At 54.7% G+C, this 22131-nt stretch carries 23 protein-coding genes and 1 CRISPR repeat array; of the genes, 9 read left to right on the forward strand and 14 right to left on the reverse strand.

Going from position 1 to position 22131, the window contains the following annotated elements; all coding sequences use genetic code 11:
• Position 1 precedes the first annotated feature (1 nt).
• From AC1P02_RS12245 to umuD, 3 genes are all read right to left on the reverse strand, one after another.
• Positions 2–1228 carry a tyrosine-type recombinase/integrase gene (locus AC1P02_RS12245; protein ID WP_485182324.1) on the reverse strand — a complete coding sequence of 409 codons (1227 nt, stop codon included), beginning with the start codon at positions 1226–1228 and terminating at the stop codon, positions 2–4.
• Positions 1229–1777: 549 nt separating this feature from the next.
• Positions 1778–3037 carry a translesion error-prone DNA polymerase V subunit UmuC gene (gene umuC, locus AC1P02_RS12250; protein ID WP_485182325.1) on the reverse strand — a complete coding sequence of 420 codons (1260 nt, stop codon included), beginning with the start codon at positions 3035–3037 and terminating at the stop codon, positions 1778–1780.
• A complete protein-coding gene (gene umuD / locus AC1P02_RS12255) occupies positions 3018–3461 on the reverse strand; it encodes a translesion error-prone DNA polymerase V autoproteolytic subunit (protein WP_485182326.1) in 444 nt (147 codons plus the stop codon). Before umuD ends, umuC begins: the two co-directional genes overlap by 20 nt.
• A 116-nt stretch (positions 3462–3577) precedes the next feature.
• Here umuD and AC1P02_RS12260 point away from each other — a divergent pair, with 116 nt between their 5' ends.
• A complete protein-coding gene (locus AC1P02_RS12260; RefSeq protein ID WP_485182327.1) occupies positions 3578–3766 on the forward strand; it encodes a DUF3283 family protein in 189 nt (62 codons plus the stop codon).
• A gap of 44 nt (positions 3767–3810) precedes the next feature.
• Here AC1P02_RS12260 and AC1P02_RS12265 read toward each other — a convergent pair whose 3' ends face one another.
• Complete coding sequence (locus tag AC1P02_RS12265) at positions 3811–4728, reverse strand: BrxR family helix-turn-helix transcriptional regulator (protein WP_485182328.1); 918 nt, start codon at positions 4726–4728, stop codon at positions 3811–3813.
• 142 nt (positions 4729–4870) lie between these two features.
• Here AC1P02_RS12265 and cas3 point away from each other — a divergent pair, with 142 nt between their 5' ends.
• From cas3 to cas2, 7 genes are read left to right on the forward strand one after another with little or no spacing between them, the layout of a single operon-like run.
• Complete coding sequence (cas3, locus tag AC1P02_RS12270) at positions 4871–7414, forward strand: CRISPR-associated helicase Cas3' (RefSeq protein ID WP_485182329.1); 2544 nt, start codon at positions 4871–4873, stop codon at positions 7412–7414.
• On the forward strand, positions 7404–8132 hold the full coding sequence (cas5c, locus tag AC1P02_RS12275; RefSeq protein WP_485182330.1) for a type I-C CRISPR-associated protein Cas5c: 729 nt from the start codon (positions 7404–7406) through the stop codon (positions 8130–8132). The genes cas3 and cas5c overlap by 11 nt, the downstream gene beginning before the upstream one ends.
• Positions 8129–10045, forward strand: coding sequence for a type I-C CRISPR-associated protein Cas8c/Csd1 (gene cas8c, locus AC1P02_RS12280; RefSeq protein ID WP_485182331.1), 1917 nt, complete (start codon positions 8129–8131; stop codon positions 10043–10045). Before cas5c ends, cas8c begins: the two co-directional genes overlap by 4 nt.
• Before the next feature lie 10 nt (positions 10046–10055).
• Entirely contained in the window at positions 10056–10904 is an 849-nt protein-coding gene (gene cas7c, locus AC1P02_RS12285) for a type I-C CRISPR-associated protein Cas7/Csd2 (RefSeq protein ID WP_042081050.1), read from the forward strand.
• A gap of 37 nt (positions 10905–10941) precedes the next feature.
• Positions 10942–11571, forward strand: a complete 630-nt coding sequence (cas4, locus tag AC1P02_RS12290) for a CRISPR-associated protein Cas4 (RefSeq protein WP_485182332.1) — start codon at positions 10942–10944, stop codon at positions 11569–11571.
• Complete coding sequence (gene cas1c / locus AC1P02_RS12295; RefSeq protein ID WP_485182333.1) at positions 11568–12602, forward strand: type I-C CRISPR-associated endonuclease Cas1c; 1035 nt, start codon at positions 11568–11570, stop codon at positions 12600–12602. Before cas4 ends, cas1c begins: the two co-directional genes overlap by 4 nt.
• A gap of 12 nt (positions 12603–12614) precedes the next feature.
• Positions 12615–12908 (forward strand): CRISPR-associated endonuclease Cas2, encoded by a 294-nt coding sequence (gene cas2 / locus AC1P02_RS12300; RefSeq protein WP_485182334.1) that lies wholly within the window; start codon positions 12615–12617, stop codon positions 12906–12908.
• A 183-nt stretch (positions 12909–13091) separates the two neighbouring features.
• Positions 13092–15014: a CRISPR direct-repeat array (repeat unit 25 nt; unit sequence CCCCCGCGGGCGCGTGGATTGAAAC).
• Positions 15015–15155: 141 nt separating this feature from the next.
• Here cas2 and radC read toward each other — a convergent pair.
• The 7 genes from radC to AC1P02_RS12335 form a co-directional block, all read right to left on the reverse strand.
• The gene (gene radC / locus AC1P02_RS12305) at positions 15156–15656 is read right to left on the reverse strand and encodes a RadC family protein (RefSeq protein WP_485182335.1); all 501 of its coding nucleotides are present in this window, start codon (positions 15654–15656) and stop codon (positions 15156–15158) included.
• Between the two features lie 111 nt (positions 15657–15767).
• A complete protein-coding gene (locus tag AC1P02_RS12310) occupies positions 15768–16025 on the reverse strand; it encodes a hypothetical protein (protein WP_485182336.1) in 258 nt (85 codons plus the stop codon).
• On the reverse strand, positions 16018–16428 hold the full coding sequence (locus AC1P02_RS12315; RefSeq protein ID WP_485182337.1) for a hypothetical protein: 411 nt from the start codon (positions 16426–16428) through the stop codon (positions 16018–16020). Before AC1P02_RS12315 ends, AC1P02_RS12310 begins: the two co-directional genes overlap by 8 nt.
• Before the next feature lie 9 nt (positions 16429–16437).
• Entirely contained in the window at positions 16438–16863 is a 426-nt protein-coding gene (locus AC1P02_RS12320; RefSeq protein ID WP_485182338.1) for a DUF2787 domain-containing protein, read from the reverse strand.
• Between the two features lie 19 nt (positions 16864–16882).
• On the reverse strand, positions 16883–17230 hold the full coding sequence (locus tag AC1P02_RS12325) for a YkvA family protein (protein WP_485182339.1): 348 nt from the start codon (positions 17228–17230) through the stop codon (positions 16883–16885).
• Positions 17231–17312: 82 nt separating this feature from the next.
• Positions 17313–18143 carry a hypothetical protein gene (locus AC1P02_RS12330; protein ID WP_373884538.1) on the reverse strand — a complete coding sequence of 277 codons (831 nt, stop codon included), beginning with the start codon at positions 18141–18143 and terminating at the stop codon, positions 17313–17315.
• Between the two features lie 16 nt (positions 18144–18159).
• Positions 18160–18483 carry a hypothetical protein gene (locus AC1P02_RS12335; protein WP_123173866.1) on the reverse strand — a complete coding sequence of 108 codons (324 nt, stop codon included), beginning with the start codon at positions 18481–18483 and terminating at the stop codon, positions 18160–18162.
• Positions 18484–18729: 246 nt separating this feature from the next.
• On the opposite strand from AC1P02_RS12335, the gene AC1P02_RS12340 reads away from it, so the two are divergent.
• A complete protein-coding gene (locus AC1P02_RS12340) occupies positions 18730–19080 on the forward strand; it encodes a helix-turn-helix domain-containing protein (protein ID WP_101530889.1) in 351 nt (116 codons plus the stop codon).
• 11 nt (positions 19081–19091) lie between these two features.
• Here AC1P02_RS12340 and AC1P02_RS12345 read toward each other — a convergent pair whose 3' ends face one another.
• The 3 genes from AC1P02_RS12345 to AC1P02_RS12355 all read right to left on the reverse strand — a co-directional run bounded on the left by AC1P02_RS12345 (position 19092) and on the right by AC1P02_RS12355 (position 22106).
• On the reverse strand, positions 19092–20072 hold the full coding sequence (locus AC1P02_RS12345; protein ID WP_485182340.1) for a recombination directionality factor: 981 nt from the start codon (positions 20070–20072) through the stop codon (positions 19092–19094).
• On the reverse strand, positions 20069–21058 hold the full coding sequence (locus AC1P02_RS12350; protein WP_485182341.1) for a YqaJ viral recombinase family nuclease: 990 nt from the start codon (positions 21056–21058) through the stop codon (positions 20069–20071). Before AC1P02_RS12350 ends, AC1P02_RS12345 begins: the two co-directional genes overlap by 4 nt.
• Before the next feature lie 94 nt (positions 21059–21152).
• A complete protein-coding gene (locus tag AC1P02_RS12355) occupies positions 21153–22106 on the reverse strand; it encodes a DUF932 domain-containing protein (RefSeq protein WP_373884535.1) in 954 nt (317 codons plus the stop codon).
• Positions 22107–22131 lie beyond the last annotated feature (25 nt).

A 22131-nucleotide genomic window follows, 5' to 3' on the forward strand; every position in this document is an offset into this window, starting at 1 on the left:
GCTATTCCTTATTTAACAAGGAAAATATGTTTGATACTTCCTGTACATATTCATCTTGCTGCTTTATTTGGCGCTCGAAAAGCTCTTCTTTAATAAATTTACGTGCATAGAGCCGTACAGTTGGTGATTTTTCACTTGCCCATCCAAATTTGAGCAAGAGAAGTTCTACAAAATCGTTCCACTCTTTGCCTTCTTTTTTCATGCGAACACAATACTTCCATGTTGCAGTATGTCTAAATACGTGGGGTGTTAAATCAATCGATGTAACCTTACGTATATCCTCTGTAATACTATTAATGCTGTGTAATGGCTTTCCTTGGCTACTGTTACTGTGACTGACAAAAATGTATTCTGTTTTTTGTCCATTTGGTGTTTTTGCCTTTACCTCTGTTATGTAGTGGTTCAGAGCCTTAAATGCAGTATCACTGATGGGAACTTCACGTTGAACTGTCTTGGGAAGTCTTTGCTTCTTGCGAGGATCGTTGATAGAGCCAGACCGTTGAACTATACGTAAGCCACATTGTTTGGTCTTACCACGAATCACATCGGTAATCTTCAAATTCAGTAGCTCACCACTTCTCATGCCTGAATCAAGTAAAACCAAAATAATCGTGAAGTTACGAATTCGTGTCGCCTCTCCATCCCATGGGTTTTCAGGTGAAAGTGGATTTACAACCTTAAGAATTCGCTGAATCTCGGCATTTCCAAGAGACTTTGATGCACCGAAATTATCCTTAGGCACTACTACCTTTTGACCACCTAAGGAGGTTTTAAATTCATAACCAACGGTGCGAATCTGTTCTCTTGTAATGCTTTTGCTATGGCAGTCAGAGAGAATGTTTGATAACCACTCAATGTACTTTCCAATGTACTTGATTTTATCGTTGAAATTGGCGGGGGTGACCTGCCGTGGTATAGCATCAAACTTTTTCCAGATGTTTCGAGCCTGGCTCGTTTTCACATGTATTTCGCTTGTACTTGTATAGAAGCTGGAAATGAGTTTTGGTAGTTCGTCTGCACGTAACTTCAAAATTGAGGTAAGTGAGTCAGTATCATTAATGTTGAAGGCTTTACCACTGGCTATTTTGTCTATGAGATTGATACCTCTAAGCTCAGCCCACATGAAGAGTGATTGAAGTGCTTGTAGATGCTTTTCAATCGTACCTAGACGAAGGTGGCGTGCGCGGAGAGAGTTTGTGACATATAGCGTAGACCAGTAGTCGGGCACTCCTGACTCACTATCAAGCAGAAGCATATTTCTCTGGCCAGATGGTTCTATGTATAGTCTCGTTACTAGCACATATCTTCCTCAAAAGTCTCAGCTTAAAGAAATGCTAGTTGTTGAGTAAAAAAAAAGCAAGCCAACTTTCCTAATGGGAAGTGCTTGCTTTTGTTGCCTGTAAAGGCTTATGAGACATTTTGAGGAGTAAAACTTCCTGAAAACTCTCAGTTGTAATGTGGTGCTGGGGGAGTCTGAACTTGATATATAAGCATTTGATTGTTAACTAAAAACATATCTGTCATTTCTTTGTGGTGTTACTAAAGGTGTTACTGTCTGGTCAACCACCCTGACTCGAAGAGTGTTTTGTACTTGATAGCTATGCCAGACTTAGAAAGGGATTTGAACCGGCATCCTGTCGCTTGTATGTAGCTGTATACCTGCCCTTATCACTACTTCTCATTTTGTAAATACCGATTAGCAAAAATCGACTCTAGGCTCCCTATCACTCGGTAGATATTGGGATGCTCTAATTTGAACAAATATTCTTGCTCTTTACTATTTTGCCACCGGCAGGTCCTGCCAGCGGGTGGTATAACAAGGACTCAGGTGCTCTTGTCGCATCATCCACTCGGCTGATCCCGTGCCTTGGCTGGCAAACCCTACGCGCCCCAATCCCTTGGCTTTGATCTGGTCCATCACTGCCATCAGCGCATCCGATTGAGCAGAGGACGGGGCAAACAGATCGGCCTGTTGCTGCCCCTTGGGGGTGAACTCACTCAGCATGACTCCGCCTTTCTGATAGCGGTAACCGTCGCGCCAAATCTGTAGTAGCAGCACATTCACTTGCTGCAGCAACAACCGTGTGTCATCGCTAGGGCAAACTAGCCGAACGCCAGCCTGCTCGCTGTAGTAAGGGGCTCGTTCATCGAAGGGGCTGGTGCGCACGAACAGGTGCACCCGCTGGCAACACATCCCCTCGGCCCGCAGCTTCTCGGCAGCGCGAGCCATAAAGCCTGACAACGCTTGAGCCATTTCACCACGGTCAGTCACGCGCTCACCAAAGGAACGGCTCGAGAGGATCTGCTGCTTCGCCACCGGTTCAACGGTCAGCTCCGCGCAAGGCAGGCCACGCAGCTCCTGTACGATCCGCTCGACCACCACCCCGTATTGGGCCCGCAACCCTTTGGCATCGCTGGCGACCAGGTCGGCGACCGTGTTGATGCCTTGTGCCATTAACTTGGCTGACAACCGCCGCCCGATACCCCACACCTTATCCACCGGGGTGATGGCCATCAGCCGGGCGCGGCGCAGCTCGTCACGCAAATCCACGACGCCGCCAGTGGCAGGCCACTGCTTGGCGGCATAGTTGGCCAGCTTGGCGAGGGTCTTGGTGGGGCCGATCCCAACCCCGACCGTGAGGCCGGTCCACTGCCAGACTCGCTGCCGGATCTGTTGCCCATAGGCCGTCAGATCCCCGGCAAACGACTCCGACAGAGACAGGAATGCTTCATCGATGGAGTAGACCTCCAGCTCAGGGGCCATGGTCTCCAACGTGCTCATCACCCGGCCCGACATATCGCCATAGAGCGCGTAGTTGGAGCTGAACGCCACACCGCCATGCGCTTCGAACTGCTCGCGGATCTTGAAGTAGGGTCCGGCCATCTTGATGCCCATCGCCTTGGCCTCGGGGCTGCGTGACACCACGCATCCATCGTTGTTGGAGAGCACCACGATCGGCCGTCCACGCAGATCGGGGCGAAACAGCCGCTCACAGCTGGCGTAGAAGTTGTTTACATCAACCAGCGCGATGGCCATCACGCCGCCTCAGATTGCCAATCACATGGGTCACTACGCCGAACAGCTCCAGCCCATCGCTCAAGCTAGGCTCGATAGGGGCAAACGCCGGATTGGCGGGCAGCAGCCGCACGCTGGGGGTGAGCTGCAGGGTCTTGACGGTGAAGCCGCCGTCGAGCAGCGCGATCACCACATCACCATGGCGCGGGGTCAGGCTCTTATCGACCACCAACAAGTCGCCGGGAAAGATGCCGACCCCGGTCATGCTCTCCCCCTCGGCACGCAGATAGAAGGTTGCTGCAGGGTGCGACACGCAGTAGGTGTTGAGGTCCAACTTCCCTTCCAGATAGTCGCTGGCTGGGCTGGGAAAGCCGCAAGAGGCGCGGTGCAAGAACAGCGGGATGGTCACCTCGGCGGGTGATAGGGCTGGGGTTAACAGCTTCATGGTAACAATGCCTGTGTTTATATACAGGCATTATAGCGCACCACCTTTGAACCAGCGCAAGTCCCGCATGTCAGTGATGGCGTACCATGGCGCCAATAGATAACAAAGAGGTCAGTATGAGTCACAATCTGTGTGCCCTACCGAAAGAGCAGCAAGAACGGGTCGAGGTCGAGAAGGCCGCCGCATATGCCGTATGGAAGGAGCGCAACGGTCACTTGGCCAACGCAGAAAGCGAAGCAAGCCAGAATAAGGGTGAGCTGGGCAGCTATTTTCTTGAGCAAGTAAGTAGGTACAAAAGGGGCTAGCCTTCCTGTAGTCATGTTTTTATTCTGGGAACACCCTAAGTCCCTTAACTCTCGCGTAAATCCGGGCTTCGGAGCTTGAAGATGCAGCCCTTGGCTACCAACTCGTCCCGGTTTGCCAGCACCAGCGGGTAGAGCAGCGGATGCTGTTCGTGATCGCCGTTATAGCTCACCTGCATGCGCTCCAGCACGTAATGCATCAAAGGGATGCGCTGGTTGAGCAGCATCTTGCCATCTGGCATGGCATAGTCACTGGCAATGATGGCCTGTTGTCCTGCGCTGAGGGTTGGATTGGGTATGACCACCGCAGTGACCTGGGTGTTCCACTCAAGATCCTGATTCCGGCCGTGAGGGGAGGTATCCAGTAGCTCAGGTTCCCCACGAAACCGGCTCATCACAAAATCCAGATACCCCCCTTTCTTCTCGCAGTAAGCGCGAACGTGCCAGCGGATCCCGTCATAGACCAGGGTATGGGGCACGATATTGCGGCCGCTCTGCTCCTCTGAGCTGAGGGAGACGTAATCGACATCGACCCGCAACTGACCGCGAGCCGCTTGCACCAGACCCCGCACAATCTTGGGGTCGATATGGCGATTGAGCACATCCAGGATCTCGATATGGCCGTAGCGCAAATCCATCAGCGGCAGGGTCAACAGCCCCGCTTCATGTTGGCGTTGGTGCTGCTTTTCACGGTGCAGCAGCATCAGGTATTCGTCCACCTTGCCTTCACTAAAGCGGGGCACAAATTGCGCGGTAGGTTTGTACCCTTTCAGGCGTCGGTCATAGACCAGCCCCTCTGGGGCGTAGTCACTCATATAGCGATTGATGTCTCGCGAGGCTTGCTGGCGGCCGATATTGAAGGCGGTTGTCAGGTGATTGGTGGTCAGTCGTCCTTCCCATTGCAACACGATCTCCAACAGGCGAAAGCGCAGAGTTTGATCCCAGGTGAGTTCGTTGGCGGGCATATGTGCTCCAAAATGCGACATGTGCATTTATACACCCGTTTAGGATGTAATAAATACTCTGTATGATGGCTTCACTGGAAACTTGTTCTTTTTAATCAACGGCTTCAGCAACGAGTAGTTATTTGTAGATCATGAGGATCCCATGCATAGCGAGCAATCCCTTTTTAACAAGAGGCAGTCAATGGATCCTCTGACGGTTAAACCAGCGATGGCTCATTACCGAAAGCGTGACAATTCAATGCATTTGGTCGGTGAACATCTGCAGAGCGTGGGGTTACTAGCTGCCGGATTTGCCGGGAAGTTGAATATTGCTCTGGCAGGTGAATTGATTGGGTTATTGCATGACATTGGCAAGTACAGCCAAGAGTTTCAGGATTATATCCAATCCGCACTTGGTCTAGTGAATTGTGACGAAGATGACTATGTGGATGCTGATGCCCAGCGTGGCAAAGTAGATCACTCTAGCGCAGGAGCGCAGTACATTTGGCGAGCTTTGTCCGAAAGGGGGGGGCTGGAGTCCCTCTTTGCTCAAGTGCTTGCCCTTTGCGTGGCATCGCATCATTCCGGCCTGATTGATTGCTTGGATGTGGAAGGTGAAGACAACTTCTCCCGTCGAATGAACAAGGCTAAGGAAAAGACACACCTGGATGAAGTGTGTCGCGCCGCTGATACCGAGATCATGGCGCGGATCGATGAACTGCTGGGTATGCCCGAACTGTTTACAGAACTGCGCAACAGCATCGGCAACATCTTTGCCAAAAACCGTGAGCCCCACAAAGGGAAGCTCCGAAACGCCCACCAACAAATCGGGCTGGCAGTGCGCTACCTGTTCAGTTGCCTGATCGACGCAGACCGGATAGACACCGCCGATTTCGAACACCAGCGAGTCAAACTGCTCCGCCCGAACGGCGACTACGCCAAATGGCCAGCGTTGATTGCTCGGCTGGAACGCAAGCTCTCGGCCATGTCACCCACACGGCCTATCGACCATTTGCGTAGGGACATTTCGCAGCACTGCCTTGATGCCGCAACACGGCCCGGCGGTACCTATACGCTGACCGTCCCAACGGGTGGTGGCAAAACGCTAGCCAGCCTGCGTTTTGCGCTCCATCACGCACAACAGCGCAAGCTTGATCGGATTATCTATGTTATCCCCTTCACATCGATCATCGAGCAGAATGCGCAAGTCGTCCGTGACATCCTTGAACCTGCAGATGCACCGGAAGATCACGGGAAAATAGTGCTGGAACATCACAGCAGCGTCACGCCTGAGCAACAGACTTGGCGCGAGAAGATCCTGTGTGAGAACTGGGACGCACCCGTGGTTTACACCACCATGGTGCAACTTCTGGAGACCTTGTTCGGGGCTGGAACCCGTGGCGCCCGGCGCATGCACCAGCTCGCCAATACGGTGCTGATCTTCGATGAAGTGCAGACCCTGCCCATCAAATGCACCCACCTATTCAATAACGCCATCAACTTTCTTACCGAACAGTGCAATAGCACCGTTGTACTTTGCACCGCCACGCAACCATTGCTTCACAAGGTGGCTGCGGAAAAAGGCGCGATCCGGCTGGTGGCGCAGCACGAAATCATGCCGGATGTGCACAAGCTCTTTGCCGATCTGAAGCGCGTCGATGTGCGAGACCAACGTAAACCGGGTGGCTGGAGCGTAGCTGAGGTAGCACAGCTCGCGCTGGATGAGCTGAGGCGTGCAGGTAGCAGCCTTGTCATCGTTAATACCAAGCGTGCCGCGCAAGCAGTCTTCGAGCTCTGCCACACGCAGCTAGAGCAGGGACAGGCTTTCCATCTCAGCACCGATATGTGCCCGGCCCATCGTAAGGATGAGCTTGCCAACGTTCGGGCTCGTCTGGCGGAAGGCTTACCGACCCTGTGCGTCAGCACGCAACTGATCGAGGCGGGCGTGGATGTCGATTTTGGTGTGGTCATCCGCTATCTCGCAGGTCTGGATTCCATTGCGCAAGCGGCCGGCCGCTGCAATCGAAATGGTCGGCCAGAGCCAGGCATTGTCCATATCGTCAACCCTCGACCCGAAGACGAAAAACTGACCTGGTTGCCGGACATTGCCAAGGGGCGCGATGTCGCATTGCGGCTGCTGGATGACTATGCCGTTGTCCCCGCTCGTTATGCCGACAACCTGTTCGGGCCTGTGGCACTGAGCGACTTCTATCAGTACTACTTTTTCGAGCGTCAGAAAGAAATGGACTACTGTGTCTCGGCCTCTGCGCTGGGGCGTGATGACACCATCGCTAACCTGTTGGCTGAAAACTCGGGAGCCGATGCCGACTGCCGTCGCAAATATGGAAAAACGCCTGAACGTATGCTGAATCAGTCTTTCATGGCGGCAACCAAAGCCTTTAAGGCCATCGACGCCCCAACGCAAGGAGTCGTTGTGCCCTATGGCCCGGAAGGCACAGATATCATCGCGAAGTTGCATGCCTCTTTTGACGTGGAATTGGATGTGCCGCTGCTACGCCGCGCTCAGCAATTTACGGTCAACGTCTTCCCCAACGTGTTTGAGCAACTCGTGAAGGCTGGGGCCGTTCATTCGGCCGACCCCAACAAACAGGCTCGTATCCTGACCCTCGATCCTCGTTATTACAGCCCACAGTTCGGGATCTCAACCGAACCCGTATCCACGATGGAGGCGCTCTATGTCGACTGAGCATCGCAACAGCATTGAATTCAGGGTGTGGGGGCGTTATGCCCTGTTCACCGATCCGCTCACCAAGGTAGGTGGCGAGAAGTTTTCGTACCAGGTGCCGACGTATGAAGCACTGAAAGGCATCTGTAAATCCATCTACTGGAAGCCGACGCTGGTCTGGGTCATCGACGAAGTGCGCGTGATGAAGCGCATCCGCACCCAGACCAAGGGCACTAAGCCGCAGGAGTACAGTGGCGGGAATACGCTGGCGATCTACACCTTTTTAGCCGATGTGGAGTATCAAGTTCGCGCCCATTTCGAATGGAATACAGCGCGCCCTGAACTCGAAGCCGACCGCAACGAGCACAAGCACCACAACATCGCCCGACGCATGCTGGAGCGCGGCGGTCGGCAGGATATTTTCCTCGGCACTCGTGACTGCCAGGGCTATGTCGAACCCTGTGAATTTGGATCGGGAGCCAGTGAACTAGATAGTGCTGGCGAGTTGGCGCTGGGCCTGATGTTTCATGGTTTCGACTACCCCGACGAAGTCGGTGGTGATGCGCTCCATGCGCGCTTCGCCCGTATCGTGATGCGTGACGGAGTGATCCGCTTCGACCGGCCTGAGCAATGTTCCGTTAGAAAGCGCGTGCGGGCGATGAGCGTGAAGACTTTCGGGTTGAGTGAAACAGTGCGTGCGGCAGATGAGGAATGGGCTGAACTGGAGAAGCAGGCATGAGCTGGATTCAGAAGCTGTATGAAACTTACGATGCTTGCGTAGGTAGGGAGCCGGAGGGTGCTGAACCTTTGATGCCGATTTGTCATACCACACAACAGGTGCAAATCGAAGTTGTCCTGGATCAAGACGGCGTTTTCAGAAGGGCATCCGTTATAGACAAGGGATCTGCGACCACGATGATTCCTTGTACTGAGTCGTCTGGTGGGCGTGCTGGATCCAAGCCAGTCAATCACCCTTTCGCGGACAAACTGCAATATGTCGCCGGGGATTTTCTACGGTTCGGCGGGAAGGTCACTTCCGGATTCGCGGCCAAACCGGATGAGCCACACGTTTCGCTCTTAAAGGATTTGCGGGCATGGGCAGCATCGCCATATTCCCATCCCAAGCTAAAAGCAGTTCTTAAGTATTTGGAACGCGGAACCTTGGTTTCTGATCTGGTTTCAGCAGGAGTTCTTCCGATCCATTCTGATGGCATGCTGATGAAATCTTGGCAGGGTGACAAAGATGCTGCCCCTGCCATTTTTAAAGTGATCCAGGCGACGCAAACGCCTGAAGATGCTTTTGTTCGCTGGCGCGTCGAAGAAATCGGCAATCCTGTGTCGGCCACATGGGAAGATGCGGAACTGATCTCTGCTTGGGTCAAGCATTACCAAAGTACGCAGAGCACGCGGGGATACTGCATGGCAGCCGGTACTGAAATGGCACTGGCCGTTCAGCACCCCGCAAAACTCAGGCATGGCGGTGACAAGGCCAAGCTGATTTCATCAAACGACACGGCTGGCTACACATTTAGGGGCAGATTTCTCGGCGCAGATGAGGCCGTTTCGGTGGGATTTGAAGTCACACAGAAAGCACACAACGCGTTGCGCTGGCTGATCCCACGACAAGGTTCGCGCAATAGCGAGCAAGTGATTGTGAGCTGGGCCGTGACGGGGCAGCCTGTACCTGATCCTTTTGCCAGCATTCTGGATCTTTTCGGTATTGAGCCTGCCGAAACCTCAACGGCCACTGGCCATGCCGACACAGCCCAGTCGTTTGCTCTGCGGCTTAAGCGCGCAATAGCAGGCTACGGCACCAAGCTTGATCCCAGTACAGATATCGTTGTCATGGGCATTGACTCAGCGACACCTGGACGCATGGGTATCACCTTCTACCGCGAGTTGAAAGGCTCTGAATTCCTGAATCGTATCGAGGCTTGGCATGCAAATAGCGCATGGCCACAGTATTTAGGTAAGGACAGGAGGTTCATAGGCGCGCCCGCGCCACGAGATATTGCCGAAGCGGCTTATGGTCGCAGGCTGGATGACAAGCTGAGCAAAGCCACTGTCGAGAGACTGTTACCTTGCATTATTGATGGTTCGCAACTGCCGCGGGATCTCGTTGAGACGACAACACGACGTGCCAGCAATCGGGTTGGTTTCAAAGAGCATTGGGAATGGGAAAAGTGCTTGGGTATCGCCTGTGCGCTTTTCAGGGGGCATAACAAACAAAGGAATTACCAAATGGCACTAGAGCAAGACCGAATTACCCGCGATTATCTCTATGGTCGCCTGTTGGCTGTGGCCGAAAATATTGAAAGCCGGGCGCTGTTCGTAGCTGGTGAAAAGCGTGACACCATGGCTGCGCGGTTGATGCAGCGCTTTGCTGACCGGCCCTATTCCACATGGAAAACGATAGAGCTGTCACTTTCATCCTACAAGACCCGTTTGCGTACCAAAAGGGCGGGTTTCTTGTATGCCATGGAAAAATTGCTGGATGAAGTAATGGGGCTTTTCCAGAGTGAGGACTTCACCAAAGACTCGCAACTTACTGGCGAATTTCTCCTGGGGTATCACTGCCAGCGGCAAGCGCTGCGCTCTGGCGATGCCGCCAGTGCCGAAGAACAATCCACCGAAGAAACCGTAGCCGGCTAAGGAGCCACCTATGAGCACATTACAAAACAAGATCGACTACGCCCTGGTTCTGCGCGTGAAGAATGCCAATCCCAATGGTGATCCGCTCAATGGCAATCGCCCGCGCACCGATTACGGTGGCTTTGGTGAGATCACCGATGTTTGTATCAAACGCAAGTTGCGTGATCGGCTGCAGGAGGCCGGTCAATCCATCTTTGTGCAATCGGATGATCGCAAAACGGATGACGAAACCAGTCTGCGTAATCGCGCCGAGTCCAGTCTGAATGGTTTGGGTAAAGACAACTGGAACCCGAAGAAAACCAAGAAGGACGATGCAGCCAAGAAGGCTTGTGCCAAGTGGTTCGATGTCCGCGCCTTCGGTCAGGTTTTTGCCTTTGGCAAAGACGCTGACGCCAGCGGTGTTTCTATACCAGTCCGGGGCCCGGTGACGGTGCAGTCAGCTTTCAGCAAGGAGCCGGTCAGTATCACCAGCACCCAGATCACCAAGAGCGTGAATGGTGAAGGTGATGGCAGTAAGCGTGGTTCTGACACAATGGGCATGAAGCATCGCGTTGATGGCATGAGCATTTATGAGTGCTATGGCAGTATCAACCCTCAATTGGCCGAAAAAACCGGCTTCAGTGATGCGGATGCTGACATCTTCAAGTCTGTGCTGCCCCGGCTTTTCGAGAACGATGCATCATCTGCACGGCCAGAGGGCAGCATGGAAGTCGTCAAGGTGATTTGGTGGAAACACAATTGTAAAGCCGGTCAATACTCATCGGCTAAAGTACATCGATCTCTGGTTGTGAATGCCGATGGGACCATATCAGTCGAATCCCTTGACGGTTTGGTACCGGAAATTATCGAAGGCTTTTGATTGTCATTGCTTCAGATGATGTCACTTGGTGAAAACAATGGACGATCCCCGCCTGATCCCACTTTCTGCTTTGCAGCACTATGCGTTTTGCCCAAGGCAATGTGCCCTGATTCATAACGGTCAAGTCTGGGCCGAAAACTGGCTGACAGCGCAGGGGCAGTTGCTGCATCAGCGTGTAGATCAGGGTGAGCCGGAGACGCGCAAGGACGTGCGTTATGAGCGTGGGGTACTGGTCAGTGCCCTCCGTCTTGGTCTGACCGGCAAGCTTGATCTGCTGGAAAAGGATCTGGTCAGCGGGGAGCTGCTGCCTGTGGAATACAAGCGTGGCAAACCCAAGAGCCATGATGCCGATGCTATCCAGTTGTGTGCCCAGGCGCTGTGTCTGGGGGAGATGACCGGCCAGTTTATACAGCGGGGTGCGCTCTGGTACTGGCAGATACGGCATCGGACAGAAGTGGTGCTGGATGCGGTACTGCGGGAGCGGACGCATCAGGTCATCGCGCAGGTCGCCTTATTGCTGAAATCGGGTGAGATCCCACATGTGAAGCCGGGCAAGCATTGCCAGGCCTGTTCATTGTGGGAGTGGTGTCAGCCGGAATATCAGGCAAGGGATCGCTCAGTGGCTTACGTAGCGGATCTATTCTCAATGCAGGAGGGCGACGAGTGAAAAAATTGCAAAACAGCCTCTATATCACTCGCGATGGCGCCTATCTGCACAAGGAGCGGGAAACGCTGCTGGTGGAGCAGACGGTCGAGGGGCAACGCAAAAAATTGTTGCAGATACCCATTCATTCGGTGGGTAACATCTTTTGCTTTGGCAATGTGCTGGTGTCGCCGCAGTTGATGGGTTTTTGTGGTGAAAACGGCACACAGCTGGCGTTTTACGATGCCTTCGGCCGTTTTCAGGCCCGGGTGGTGGGCAAACAAACCGGGAATGTCTTGCTGCGGCGCGCCCAGTTTCGCCGCGCGGATTGCGTGGATAGTCGTGAAAACCATATTGCCCGCAACATTGTCGTGGCAAAGGTGCACTCCTCGCGGGTAGTGCTGCAACGGCATCTTCGAACATATGGTTCAAATCCGGATGTCTCTGCAGCGGCGCATCGGTTACGGCAGATCGTGGCCGAGTTGAAAAGCCAGAGCGATCCGGAGCGGATCCTTGGTTTTGAAGGGGAGGCGGCCCGTCATTATTTCGGGGTATTCAGTCAGCTGATCAACTCGCAAACAGGGTTCGTTTTTGATGGCCGGACTCGGCGTCCCCCCAAGGATCCCGTCAATGCCATGTTGTCATTTATGTATTCCGTGCTTTCGAAAGAGATCAGTGGCGCGCTGCAGGGCGTGGGTCTGGATCCACAAGTGGGGTTCTTGCACGAAGAACGGCCGGGAAGGGATAGCTTGGCGTTGGACTTGCTGGAGGAGTTTCGAGCGCCGATAGTGGATCGATTGGTGTTGACCCTGATCAATCGTCAGCAGGTCAAGGTGGGTGATTTTACAACCGATATGCTGGGCGGAGTCGCCATGAAGGAAGATACCCGGCGGTTGTTGTTACAGAGCTGGCAAGCCAGAAAGCAGGAAGAAGTTACCCATCCGTTCTTGGGTGAAAAAGTAGCCGTCGGCCTGCTGCCGCATGTGCAGGCCATGTTGCTTGCGCAACATCTGCGCGGTGATTTGGCGGAATATCCGCCCTATGTTCATCGGTGAGGTAGTACAGCCATGATGATATTGGTGACCTACGATGTTTCTCTGGAAGATCCTGACGGGCCTCGGCGTCTGCGCCATCTGGCAAAAATCTGTCTGGACAATGGTGTGCGCGTACAGTACTCGGTGTTTGAATGCGAAGTGGAACCAGATCAGTGGGTGCGGTTTCGGGATCAACTGTTAAAGACCTATGATCCGGATGTCGATAGCCTGCGTTTTTATCGTCTCGGAAAGGAGTGGCGCAGCAAGGTGGAGCATCATGGTGCCAAACGAACCCTCGATATCTTCAAGAGTGACCTGATTATCTGAACGCCAACCGCTAGTGCTCATTATAAATCCGGAAGATTAGCAATTTTTTAACTAATTGAGAAATCGCGATATATTGAAAGGCAGCCTTTCGGGATCGCCTATCTGTGATCCAACTGACATGGGTTGGCGCAGAATACCGTTTTCCGATAGGCGGTTTCTGTCTTTGCAAGAAGACGGTCGCGCCCCCCGCGGGCGCGTGGATTGAAACATCCCTGATCTTGCCAGCCGCCTTAACCCAGAGGTCGCGCCCCCCGCGGGCGCGTGGATTGAAACACTTCCTCGATAGAGATGGGGGATCCGAGGAAGCGTCGCGCCCCCCGCGGGCGCGTGGATTGAAACTCTCAGCGAACTATTGCTGACCTTGATAAGTACAGTCGCGCCCCCCGCGGGCGCGTGGATTGAAACTCGTCCTTGTTGTCCTTGCGGTACTCCAGCCACGTCGCGCCCCCCGCGGGCGCGTGGATTGAAACTCGATGATGACTGCTGATGTGGGTGAGATTGTCGTCGCGCCCCCCGCGGGCGCGTGGATTGAAACGCATCAAGACCGCCGGCCGCAACATCTGGGTGTAAGTCGCGCCCCCCGCGGGCGCGTGGATTGAAACGCTGCTGCACGGGGTCATCACCCGACTGGCTGAGTCGCGCCCCCCGCGGGCGCGTGGATTGAAACACAGCTATTCGCGAGGCGGTCGAATCCCTCTCCAGTAGCGCCCCCCGCGGGCGCGTGGATTGAAACTTGCTGCTGCATTGCGAGGGCGCATTGAGTCAGGTCGCGCCCCCCGCGGGCGCGTGGATTGAAACTTGAACATGCTGCCTGCCACCTCGCGGCGCATTGGTCGCGCCCCCCGCGGGCGCGTGGATTGAAACCCTGATGATGACATCTATGAAGTAGCATACCCCGTCGCGCCCCCCGCGGGCACGTGGATTGAAACACCGACAAGACGGCTGAGCAGATCCTGGAGCACGTCGCGCCCCCCGCGGGCGCGTGGATTGAAACATCGACACAGCGAGCCTGCTGAACGACATCAGGGCGTCGCGCCCCCCCGCGGGCGCGTGGATTGAAACTGCATCAGGCGGGTAAGGGTGGCAAACTCACCCAGTCGCGCCCCCGCGGGCGCGTGGATTGAAACCCCTTATGCCTTGTACGCGCGGACGAGCTGGCCGGTCGCGCCCCCGCGGGCGCGTGGATTGAAACATGGCCACGGCGTCGGCCCAGCGACGCTGGTTGGTCGCGCCCCCGCGGGCGCGTGGATTGAAACTCCAGATCGCCAGGAGTAGCAGTAACGCTGGCACGTCGCGCCCCCGCGGGCGCGTGGATTGAAACATGCAAATCATCCAGTGGTTCATTGGGTCAGCAAGTCGCGCCCCCGCGGGCGCGTGGATTGAAACATCACCTGGGCATCCAGGTTTTTGTTCATGATGGCGTCGCGCCCCGCGGGCGCGTGGATTGAAACTTGGTGTCCGTGGTGGGTGATTTGGCCTTCTTCGTCGCGCCCCCGTGGGCGCGTGGATTGAAACTTTACCGATGAAGTGATCATCGACCAGCTGCGTCGTCGCGCCCCCGCGGGCGCGTGGATTGAAACATACAAGTTCGAAGGTGGTACGCGAGCACGAGGGTCGCGCCCCCGCGGGCGCGTGGATTGAAACACAACCGACATCAGTGAGGCCAACGCCGCCATTCATCGCGCCCCCGCGGGCGCGTGGATTGAAACGAGCTGTCCAAAGAAGCGCAAGAGTTCGTAGCGTGTCGCGCCCCCGCGGGCGCGTGGATTGAAACTACGACAACGCAAACACGCGCCTTGATGTGTACTCGTCGCGCCCCCCGCGGGCGCGTGGATTGAAACACATTCCGCCCGCCGTGTTGTCGTTTCAGCATTTGTCGCGCCCCCCGCGGGCGCGTGGATTGAAACTTTGCCAGCTCTTTGGCAGCGGCCTCACGGCCCTTGTCGCGCCCCTCGCGGGCGCGTGGATTGAAACCGCCTAAAAAATTGGCGGCAAGGTTGCCAAGTGGTCGCGCCCCCTGTGGGCGCGTGGATTGAAACTCGTCGTGGTAGCCGGTGATGTGGCGTACCTCACTGTCGTGCCCTCCGCGGGTGCGTGGATTAATAATGGATGTGAGGCGGTGATGTGGTTAGATAGGATCTGGATATTCAAGGGGCCAATCTAGGATCATTGGTGCGCCTCACATGAAAAAATAAAAAGAAAAGGGTTCAGCAAGGCCGAAGGATAGCTTGGCTGAGCCCTGATTCGTTAGGCAAGTACTCCTCTCTCTGCCAGCGACACGATGCCTTCGCCGCCCACAACTAGATGATCCAGGGTGCGGATATCCACCAGTGCCAAGGCGCTTTGCAATCGTTGGGTGATCTCGATATCCGCTCTACTGGGTTCCGGGTGGCCGGAGGGGTGGTTATGCACCAGCATCAGAGCTGCAGCATTGAGCGCCAACGCACGTTTAACAACTTCCCGTGGGTAGACGGAGGCACTGCTGAGCGTGCCGCGAAACAGTTCTTCATATCCCAGGATCCGATGCTGGTTATCCAAAAACAGCATGGCAAATACTTCGTGCTCCCTACTCTGCAATAGGGTTTGCAGTGCCTGTTGTGCCAAGTATTTGTCTGTAATCGCGACGCCCTTGGCCAGTTTCTGACGGGCAATCTGGTTGGCGATAGTCAACAGGTCCTCTTCATTAATCAGCTCAGTGACGAGATAGGTGCCGGGGATCTCCCCGGCGATCAGTTTGTGATGCAACATGATGGTGCTCCATACGCCATCGCCCCACCACGTGGGGTGCGGCAGGGTAGGCGAAGTAGTTGGTTAATGGGTTACTGAATGGGGGGGGACCACAGGCTTGGTTGGCTGTGTTCAGGCCGCCAAGGTGTGCGGGGTGTAGTCGTGCAACGGAACGCGGTAACTGGTGGCGAGCATGGTGCCTAACTGGGTTAGCCAGTGGTGATCCGGGTGGTCGCACAGCCATTGCGCCAGTGCGTCTCCCCGTTCGTTTTCATAGCGTAGGTAGAGGGCATAACCGTCCACCAGTTGGCCTCGGTCATGCACTGCTTCAATCTGACCATTGTGCTCAAGGTAAGCCTCCAGCTCGATGGCGATCACGGCGTTAATCATCTTCGGTCTCCTTGTCGAGGATGGGGTCGCTCTCCACGGCATAGCCGCGATGGATGCAGATGCGCTGCAGGTCAGCCAGAAAGCTTGCGAGCACACGGGGCTGCTCGGTGAGCGGGACCGGTCCTGCCTGGCAGCGCCAGAAATAGCGGCGCTTGGGGTCGATACAGATTTCATCTCTCGGCTGGCTCATGGTGCGCCAGTCCTCGGCATTGGTGATGGAGAGCAGTTGCCACTGCACACCAGACCAGCGCACTTGCAAGGTGACGGTGCTGGCTTGTTGACTTCCTGGGGTCAGATGTAGCAACCAGCGCTGACCACTGCAGGTGGGGGTTAGCTTGGCGCTGGTGGCGACTTGTCCCAGCCACTGACGTGAGTAGTGGGAGAGCGCTAATTCTTGGCTCATCGTGACCTCCTAATCCCCTGCTACTGTGACGCTGAAGCACTCCAACCGGCAGTAGGCAATGAAGTTGCTCTGCCAGATGTCGAACAATTCCCGCGCTTCGGCCAGCCGCAGAGGCCCCCAGCCCAGCATGGTGTGCTCACCATCTAGAAAATTGAAATCGAGCTCCTTGCAGAGCTCGGCATCTAGGCCGAGTCCCTGGTAACTGAAGTCGGTGACGTAATCGAATAGCCAGCCATCGAGCCCACGGATCAGGCGGATCTCGACCGGGTGCACGCCGCCTTGCTCGGCGCTGTAGCCGGGATTGCGAAAGTTGAAGGTCAGTTGGGTTAAGCGCTCAATATTGAGCTCGGTTTTAGCTATTTCCTGGTCGAGCAGAACCAGCAATGCTTGGTCAACGGGCAGGGCAAAGCCGTCCCGGAAAAAGAGAATAGTCATGATGTACTCCTTGTGGGGTTTAATCTTGGCCGAACAGCTCGCGCATTTTTCTGGCTGTACGGGCTCGGATCTGCTCATCAATAAAGGCGGTAATGCTGGCGAGTGCTGCACTCAGTACCGCGATGTCATCGGTGAGCCCCATCGGTAACACGTCCGGGATCGCATCGAACGGCGAGATAAAGTAGGCCAGCGCACTGTAGATCAGCAGTTTGGCCCAGAGCGGTAGGTCATCCTTCTGGCTGGTGTAGTAGAGCAACAGACAGGTCTCGATAAAGGGCCGACCGGCCCGTTTGGCAAAGGCCCAAAGTTTGTGCCAAAAGCCATGGTGATCGAACGGCTCGCATTCGGGGGGAATGCAGGGGGGCATGGTGTGTCTCCTTCACGGGTGGGTGAATTGCAGAAATGAAAAAAGGAGGCTAATAGCCTCCTCGTGATATCGTCGGATTCAATCATTCATATTCGATGTTGTAGGTAACACTGCCAATATTGGTATTAATCGAAACCTCATAGACTTTGTCACAGTGACCGCTCCCTCTTACGATGGGGAACTGCGTCTTTTGACCATACTGCATGGCTAAAGGCAGTTTGGGGGATGGTACACCTTCAATTTCACTGTATTTAGCCAGTCTACATTGGCCACGGTTGCCCGTTACCGAGATGACGTTTACATGGTTATTTAAACTGACGAGCTCGATGGATTGAACGGATACTGGACGATAGTCTTTATCAAATTTGCCAACAGACACGTTAAAGCTAATCGGTCCAGTTGCAACGCCCTCCTTCGCATCCTCTTGCGGCAGGGTGGCGTTGCTTTCGTCATCAGGGAATGTCAATGCGGTATCTGTCTTGCAAATGAAATTCTTGGCATCGGGGTCGGGCAAGACCTCCTTGGCATTAGACATGTACAGGGTGTAGCTTTTCCCTATGCCATACACAATCTCAACAGCAGTCGCATTCCTTAATGCTTTCATAAACCATTTAAACTGTTCGACCACCAAGGGATCATTAAAATTAAACGGATTGTAGTAAGGTTTTCCATTGATGTTAAAAACCAGATTGGTATATCGATTTCCTCTAATATTTAACTCCGCATTGGCAGCATGTTGGTCACTGCACATAATTGTGAAAGAAAGACCGTCAGCGGATTGTATGAAATGTTGCTCAGAACCAACCGACTCAAGCGCCCATGTCGGTAATGTTACCTTTGGTGGTTGTTCTTCAGACTCATACGCCCATGTCAGAAATGGGATACACAATAACAAAAGACCTAAAATTTTCATTTTCTATCCTCCTTAATTATCCAACGTAGTAACCCAACACATTTTGTAAAAAGCCACCTGCCGCGATGTAGCCCACCACACCCCCGATGAGCTGGGGGCCAACTTTCCAAAACAGCTTCTTCTTGAACATCTCCTGTGCGCCGTCAGCAAACAGCATGTCTGGTTGGGTGAAGCGGCGGAACAATTCCCCTCCCATCAGGCCAAGTGAGGTAAACAGAGAGCCAAAGACAAAGTGCCAGATATGGCCCCAGAACCCGAGCTGCGGGGAGCTACCGGTCCAGAGTGAGTAAATGGTGACGACGAGAAAAAAGAGGGAGGCAATAACGGGATAACGAGCCATGTACTTTTCCTTATGTAACAGAGTAATAGTAACAATGGCAGTCGCCCTAACCGCTCGCGTAAAAGAGCTTTACCCGAGATGGGAGGGGATGCCACAAACGAGGATTGATGTTTGTTGTCGGTGAGTCGGTCAGCGTAGCGATCATCGATTTACGACCAATTACAACCAACTTAGTTGATACTCGCCTTTTTGAGTCCTTATCGTCAATGGGTCCATGGTCAACCATACGGGTTGACTGGAGGAACCATGACAGATATCAACCTTGAGCTGTTAGCCAAGAGCGTTGGCAAGGCGATTAGCCACAAGCGTACTCAAGCCGGATTCACGCAAGAGCATGTGGCTGAACACCTCAATATCGGGATGGAGGCCGTCTCTCGAATGGAGCGAGGGATTGTGGTGCCTACCGTGGTGCGGCTGGCGGAGCTCGCTCAACTGTTTGGTTGTGAGCTGGCGGACTTTCTGCGCGAGACCAGTAACCGCCCGACCGAGCAGGGCATTGTGCTGAGCCAGCAACTGGCCCGGCTCGATGATGCTGACCGAACCCTGTTGCTGGAAACGGTAGAACGGTTGGTGGAGCGGTTGGCGCGTCCTCGCTGATCATCCACCATTCACTGGGGAGGGGATGGGGTCCCTTTCCCCAATTTATTGGTGAGCGGACTCCTTCTTGATTGTGGCCTCTGTGGCGTTCTGGTTGCTTGGCTTTGCGGTGCGTTAAGCGAGGCAGTCGCCACTGCCCCTACGTTACCATTCGCCGTCTCGTCACTGTTGGTTTCGGGATAGAACTCCTCCAGCATCATCGGCACCTCTTCATCGATATCCTCAAACTGGCCGTTACGCAGCAGCTCGCGAGCGGCTTGCTCCATCTGGTCGATGGCGAGCCCCGCCTCTTGGTCGCGCTGGGCGGCCTCCAGTGCCTGCCTGACTGCCTCGGTCAGGTTAGTCTCTTCCCGCAAGGTCAAATCCACGTAGTAGACCGGTGTGCGGTAGGACTGGGTCGTGCTCTTGGCCCGCAGCCTCAGGGTGAGCGGCAGATAGCGGGTATGACCCCCACTCACTGCCTCCAGGTACTTTAGCCGAGCCGCCAGAGTGCGCACCGAGTTGTAGCCGGTGGTGCGGAAGATGAAGCTGCCCAGCTCATCCCCTTGCCCCTCCACAAACAGGTTCAGTCGCCCGTACAGCTTGCAGCCCTGTTGCCCAGCAAAGGCGCAGCGCTCAGGCCCTGGGCAGCTGACCTCCTCCATGCCTTGTGCCCCCACGCGTCTTGCCATCTCCCCATTCCCGACACAGAGCGGCCTGCCGGTTTGCCGGTCAAAGGCGGTGTATTCCGCCCGTAGATTCAAGTCGCTGTCGTTGAACAGCACCCGCACTGGAATAGCGCGGATCTTGGTCTGCTCCTGCCCTTGACCACTCTTTTGCGATGAGTAGTGTTGATGCAGGGGATGGAGCAACCATCCCCCCTTCTGCTGTATCTGGGTGGTGAGGGTGAAGCTGTCGTCCTTCTCCGGTACCCACTTATCCTGTTTTTGCACCAGCTTGCCGATGCAGATCCGCCCGATCACGGGCGGGGTAATCGCCAGTCCTTTGATCATGGTGTTTGCCTCAAGGGTTGAATGGTGAAACGGCGCACGCCAGGCACCGGTTTGACGTAACGGGTAAGCAAGTCGGGATGATCCTGACCGAGCTTATCCAGATCCGGTGCCAGCCGGTCTTTACTGCGCTTCCAGGTGATCTTGCCATCGGCAAATAGCCCGGCTGTCGCTTCACCCAAAGTGGCTTGCAGCCGCTGCTTGAGTTGTGACTCCTGCTGCTCGACAGCTTCCTTTTGCTGACGCAAGCGCAGCAGTTCGCCAAACAGTTGGTTGAACTCGGGGGAATCGGAGAGATCCACCGTCTGGCCATCGTCACGGGGGAAGAGCCAGCTCAGGGCATTGGCGGCATCACTGGATCCATCAGGCTCAGGCTGTTGGTCTTGTTGCACCATTTGCCAAAACTGTGCTTCCCGCTCGGTGAGATCCTGGATCTTCTCCTCATCGCGCTCGATGCGGTAAATCCGAAAATCCTGGCCGCCGATGAGCACTGCCACTTCTGCCCAGGCATGGCCGGTAACGGCTAGTTGATGCAGTACCTGACACTGGTAAGCCACCGGCACCCCTTCCTCCCACTGGGGGGCGCTGTGATAGCTGGCTGTCTTGATCTCCAGAATGCCTGGCCCATCGGGATGGCCGACCACCTCTCGGTCGAGGTTGGCGAGCATGAAGGGTTGCTCGGGGTGTTGCAGCACTGCATTGACCCGGCGCACCTTGTAGCCGGTGCGTTTGGCGTAGACCTGCGCCAGCACAGGTTCCAGTTCGATGCCCCACAGCACAGCTTCTTTGTGGGAGATATCCTCCGGCTCCTTGCGGCCGGTTTTCTCCAGCCACAGGCTGAGCGGACATTTGTAGGGGGAAAGCCCCACTGCCACGGCGGCATCGGAGGAACCAATGCCGAGCTTGCGGATAGCGAGCCACTGCTCGCGGGTTAACTGGGTAGTAGAGGCCAGCCGCAGGGCTTGGCCATATTTGGCTTTTGCTTTCATGACGACTCCTTGTTGACGGCATAAATGGCGACGCCCGGATTGGCTTACGCCAGTCCGGGTGAAGTCGTTATGCGGTTTAGATAGGGAAGAGGGATTACTGCAGCAGGGTAAGTGCTTGGTTCAAGGCTTGGGATTTGAGTTGTGCCCCCTGACCAAACCAGGCGGAATCGAGCCGGTGATCCTGGCTGCGAGCACGGCGGTGGTGATCCACGTATTCGGTGACCGCATTAACCAACCCCCAGGCGGTATTGCGGGAGCTGGCAAGCTCTGAGCCCATGCCTGCGCCCATATACAGCTCGTGCAGTTTTTGGGCGGGACGGCTGAGAATAATATTCTCATCATCGCCAGCCGGATCATTGAGTAGTTCACCGAAGAAATTAAGGGCTTCCACGGGTGATACCGGACGATTGCTCAACGATGTCATCTCTTGTTGGAAACGATCCCAATTTGCCATACCAAGGCCCAATGCCTCTTTGACGGCAGCAGCATTAAATTGAGTGGAGTGGGGAACCTTGATCGCACCAGTATTATCCCGTAGTGCTATTTGCAAGGTGTTATTACAGACAACTCGTAGCGAGGTAAATTGTGCTGTGGTGCACAGCGTACCATCACAACTGGTGGCGAGCAGCAGGTATGATTTCACCCTATCTCCACCTTTCAATTTCATATCTTGCCCCGTTTTTGCCAGCGCCCATAATTTGCGGCCGCCCTTGAGCGAACCTGCAGTTTCCAACTCAAAGCCGCCCACTTCTACTAGATCTTGATAAAAATGCAGCACCTCATGAGGCTGTACCACATTATATCGGCGAGAGACGACGGATAGAGGCTCCAGATTATCAGAGCGGTACAAAACTTTGCTGTTTGAATAAGGGCGAATATGGAGTGCATCGGAGGCGACGTTAAACATTACGTCACTCTGCTCGATAGTCCAATCCATCCCGGCAGCCTGTAGCCAGATATCCAAAGATTGCCGTGGCGGCAATATATTGCCAAGGCCATGCCAGGGGGTTTGGCCGGTGTAAGCCATTGTGTCAATTAAGTGAGTCATATTGACTTCCTATATTGGGAGCAGA

It is taken from the genome of Aeromonas sp. TS_SC_11, from assembly GCF_057318915.1.